The organism is Alienimonas sp. DA493 (genome assembly GCF_043951915.1).
Lineage (GTDB): Bacteria > Planctomycetota > Planctomycetia > Planctomycetales > Planctomycetaceae > Alienimonas.
Genome location: NZ_JBINJD010000257.1, coordinates 1 through 4,222 on the forward strand (window position 1 = coordinate 1; position 4,222 = coordinate 4,222).

Annotated in this window: 4 protein-coding genes; all 4 read left to right on the plus strand. The window is 72.0% G+C overall.

The window, feature by feature from the left end:
• The first annotated feature begins 31 nt into the window (after positions 1 to 31).
• The 4 genes from ACG2DA_RS21875 (at position 32) to ACG2DA_RS21890 (ending at position 4,192) form a co-directional block, all read left to right on the plus strand.
• On the plus strand, positions 32 to 2,092 hold the full coding sequence (locus ACG2DA_RS21875; protein ID WP_395258687.1) for a thioredoxin domain-containing protein: 2,061 nt from the start codon (positions 32 to 34) through the stop codon (positions 2,090 to 2,092).
• 92 nt (positions 2,093 to 2,184) lie between these two features.
• Positions 2,185 to 2,748 carry a 3-hydroxyacyl-ACP dehydratase FabZ family protein gene (locus ACG2DA_RS21880; RefSeq protein WP_395258689.1) on the plus strand — a complete coding sequence of 188 codons (564 nt, stop codon included), beginning with the start codon at positions 2,185 to 2,187 and terminating at the stop codon, positions 2,746 to 2,748.
• The gene (locus tag ACG2DA_RS21885; protein WP_395258690.1) at positions 2,745 to 3,536 is read left to right on the plus strand and encodes a tRNA (guanine(46)-N(7))-methyltransferase TrmB; all 792 of its coding nucleotides are present in this window, start codon (positions 2,745 to 2,747) and stop codon (positions 3,534 to 3,536) included. The genes ACG2DA_RS21880 and ACG2DA_RS21885 overlap by 4 nt, the downstream gene beginning before the upstream one ends.
• Positions 3,536 to 4,192 (plus strand): DNA-3-methyladenine glycosylase family protein, encoded by a 657-nt coding sequence (locus ACG2DA_RS21890; RefSeq protein ID WP_395258692.1) that lies wholly within the window; start codon positions 3,536 to 3,538, stop codon positions 4,190 to 4,192. Before ACG2DA_RS21885 ends, ACG2DA_RS21890 begins: the two co-directional genes overlap by 1 nt.
• The last annotated feature ends 30 nt before the right edge of the window (positions 4,193 to 4,222 follow it).

Genomic DNA, 4,222 nt, shown 5'->3' on the forward strand with positions numbered 1-4,222 from the left:
GGGGCCTCGGCGTTACGCGTTTGAAAAGCCCATGTCGAACCGCCTCGCCGACGAAACCTCCCCCTACCTCCGCCAGCACGCGGAGAACCCGGTGGACTGGTTCCCTTGGGGCGACGAGGCGTTCGAGAAAGCGGCCGCGGAGGACAAGCCGGTCTTCCTGTCGGTGGGGTACAGCGCCTGTCACTGGTGCCACGTGATGGAGCGGGAGAGCTTCGAAAGCGAGGAGGTGGCGGCGTTTCTCAACGAACACTTCGTCAGCGTGAAGGTGGACCGCGAGGAGCGGCCGGACGTCGACGCGGTCTACATGGACGCCGTGCAGGCCCTCACCGGCGGGGGCGGCTGGCCGATGAGCGTCTTCCTGCGCCCGGACCGCCGGCCCTTCTACGGCGGCACCTACTGGCCCCACCCGCCGCGACCGGGGATGCCGGGGTTCCTGCACATTCTGACCCGCCTGAACCACGTCTGGCGGGCGGAGCGGGAGAACGCGAACACCGCCGCCGAGGGGCTGACGGACGCCGTCCGCCAGGCCGCGGAAGCCCCGCCGAGCGGCGACGGCGAACCGGGGGCGGACCTGCTGGAGACCGCCGGCCGCAAGCTGCTGCGGTACGCCGACCGGGAACAGGGCGGCTTCGGCCGGGCCCCGAAGTTCCCCCACGCGGTCGACCTGCGGGTGCTGCTGCGGATCGGCCGGAGGTTCGGCGAACCGGAGGCGACGGAGCACGTGACGAACACGTTGGACCTGATGGTCCGCGGCGGCATCTACGATCAGCTTGGCGGCGGGTTCCACCGCTACAGCACGGACGGGCAGTGGCTCGTTCCGCACTTCGAGAAAATGCTGTACGACCAGGGGTTGCTCGTCCCGGCGCTGTTGGAGGCGTCCCTGGCAGACGGCGGCGACGCCGGAGCGCGGAAGAACGCCCGGCGGGCCGCTCGAGAGACCTGCAACTATGTCCTGCGGGAGATGACGGTCGACGGCGGCGCCTTCGCCGCGGCCCAGGACGCCGACACCGACGGCGAGGAGGGCAAGTTCTTCGTCTGGGACCGTTCGGAATTCGACGCGGCGCTGGGGGAGTCGCTGGGGGCGTTCTTCGCCGCAGGCTTCGGCGTCACGGAGGGCGGCAACTGGGAGGGCAAAAACATCCTGACCGCCCCCCGCGACCCCGAGACGCCGCCGATCGACGCGGAGCCGCTGGAATTGGAGGACGCGCTCGCGGCCCTGCTGGAACGCCGCAACACGACCCGCACCCGCCCGTTCCGCGACGACAAAGTCGTCGCCAGTTGGAACGGCCTGATGATCGGCGCCCTCGGCCAAGCCGCGGCCGTGCTGGAGGAACCGAAATACGCCGACGCCGCCCTCGCCGCGGCGGATTTTTTGCAGGCTGAACTCTGGCACGACGGCACGCTCCACCGCAGTTGGAAGGACGGCCGCCGCGGGGCGCCCGGGTTCGCGGAGGACTACTTCGCCCTCGCCGACGGCCTGTGCGACCTGTGGCAGGCCCGGCAGGAGCCGCGGTTGCTGAGCTTCGCCACGGAACTGGCCGAAGCCGGGCTGGACCGCTTCGGCGGGCCGACGCCGGAGAGCCCGCTGTTTCAGACGGCCGAGGGCGAGGACGAGCTGCCGGCCCGCCGCATCGAGGCGACCGACGGCGCCACCCCCGGCGGCACGGCGCTGGCGATCACGGCCCTGCAAAAGCTCGCGGCCCTGACCGGCCGGCGGGAGTGGGACGACCGGGCGACGGCCCTGCTGGGCGGTCTGTCCGGCGTGATGAAGGCCCAGCCGATGCAGGCCGGCTGGGCGCTGCTGGGGCTGGACCGGCGCCTCGGCCCGCGGACGGAGGTGGTGATCGCCGCGGAGAGCGAACAGGCCGCCGCCCCGCTCTTGGCCGCCGCCCGACAAACGTTCGCCCCGCACGCGACCCTGGTGAACGCCGCGGCTGACACGGGCGGCGTCGACCCCGAACTGCTGACCGGCAAGATCCCGCAGGACGGCCGGGCGGCGGCGTACGTCTGCGTCGGCACGAGTTGTTCTCCGCCGATCACGGAGCCGGCCGCCTTGCGGGGTCGGCTCCTACCGCAAGGGGCCGCGGGGTAGTACCATCCGCCGGCCGCCCGGCGCCCGGCTGCCGATTTCGTTTTGCCGCACGGGGCCGCTTCACAACTCGCCCGCGACGCCGCGACGCCGTCATGCCCCCGCCGTCCCTGTACGACTTCTCCGAGTACGACTTCGACAACCCCCTCTACGGGCTGGACGAGGTGCTGGAGGTGAACCCCCAGCGGTTCGAAATGCTCCAGCTGCACGGGGTCGTGCACGTCGATCAGGAGAACCACGGGGGCGTCGGCTTCGTCGACCTGAGCCCGGACGACTTCTGGTGCCGCGGCCACTTCCCCGGCTACGCCCTCATGCCGGGGGTGTTGCAGTGCGAGGCCGCCGCCCAGCTCGCCGGGTTCTACGCCCGCAAGTTCAAGGTGCTCGGCGGAGACTTCGTGGGCTTCGGCGGGATCAACAACGTCCGGTTCCGCCGCCCCGTGCGCCCGCCCTGCCGGCTGATCGTCTGCGTGAAGGTGACGGACCTGCGGCCCGGCAAGCGGGCCTCGTTCGACATCCAGGGCTTCGTGAACGGGGCGATGGTCTTCAACGGCGAGATGATCGGCGTGCCGATCGAACGCGGGCAGACCCACGCGGAGAAGGCCGCCGAGGAACGGGCCGCCCGCCGTCGGGAGCGCCGCGAGGTCGCGAACGCGTCGTGACCGAGGCGGCCCCCCCCGATCAGGACGGCGCCGAGCCGGGGCGTGAGGAGCCGGGAACCGGGGAGCCGGTCCGCGAGGACCTCACCCCCTGGTTCCGGCCGCTGTTCGAACTGCCTGACCCCGTGGAGCACGGCCCGCTGAACTGGTCCGAGGTGTTCCCCAACCCCGGGCCGGTCGAGCTGGACGTCGGCAGCGGTCGCGGCCGGTTCACTAACGAGGGCGCCGCGGCCCGGCCGGGGGTGAACCTCTGCGGGATTGAACATGACTTCACCGCCGCCCGCCGGGGGGCGAAGCGGCTGAAACGCGACCGCTCGCCCAACGCCCGGGTGTTCGGCGGGGACGCGGTGCGGTTCCTGCGGGAGTTCGTCCCGGCCGGCAGCCTGGCCGCGGTGCACGTGCTTTACCCGGACCCCTGGTGGAAGCGCCGGCACCGCAAGCGCCGGCTGCTGGGCGAGGCGTTGGGCTCGGAGTTCCTCGACCTGATCCTGACCGCCCTCGCCGCCGACGGCCGGCTGCACATCCGCACCGACGTGGGCGAATACTTCGAGGGCATCGTCGCCCTGCTGGACGCCTGCCCGCGCCTGGTCCGCCGGGAGAACCCGCTGGACGAAACCGCCGCGGCGATCGAACGGCAGGCCGGCGGCGCCCCGCTGACGAACTACGAACGCAAAGCCGTCGTCGGCCCCGACCGCCCCGATTTTCGCACCGACGCCACCGTGCACGCGGCCGTGTGGGACGTGCGGGATGTCGGATCGGGGATGTCGGACGTCGGATGTGACGGGGACTGATGAACTCGCCCCCGCCCTGCCTGTTCAACGAGGACGTCGCCGCGACGGGCGTGCACGCCCTGCGGGAGGCGGACCCGGTCCTTTGCGGCGTCATTGATCGGGTCGGGCCGTTTCGCCTGAAGCCGGAGAAGGACCTGTTCGCCCTGTTGGTGCGGGTGGTGATCTCCCAGCAGATCAGCATGGCTGCGGCGAAGACCGTCGCCGCCCGGCTCAAGGCGGCCACGCCGCGGGGGAAGTTCACCGCGACGGCGCTGCGGGCGCTGTCGATCGAGGAGATCCGGGCCTGCGGGCTCAGCGGGGTGAAGGCCGGGTACGTGAAGAATCTCGCCGAGGCCGCCCGGGGGATGAAGCTGAAGGAGTTCCCGACCCTCCCCGATGCGGAGGTGACGGCCCGCGTCACCGCGGTGAAGGGACTGGGGCCGTGGACGGCCCGGATGGTGCTGATGTTCGGCCTCGGCCGGCCGGACGTGCTGCCGGTGGGGGACCTCGGCATCCGCAACGCCGCCCGCAGCCTGTACGGGTTCGATACCGTCCCCCCGCTCGCCGAGCACGCCGCCGACGTCTGGGCCCCGTGGCGGACCGTCGCCGCGTGGTACCTCTGGCGGCACATCGACACCGTCGGCGTCACCGAGGGCCTGCACGACTATCCGGTGTGAATCTCCCGTAACGCCGAGGCCCCGCGGGGC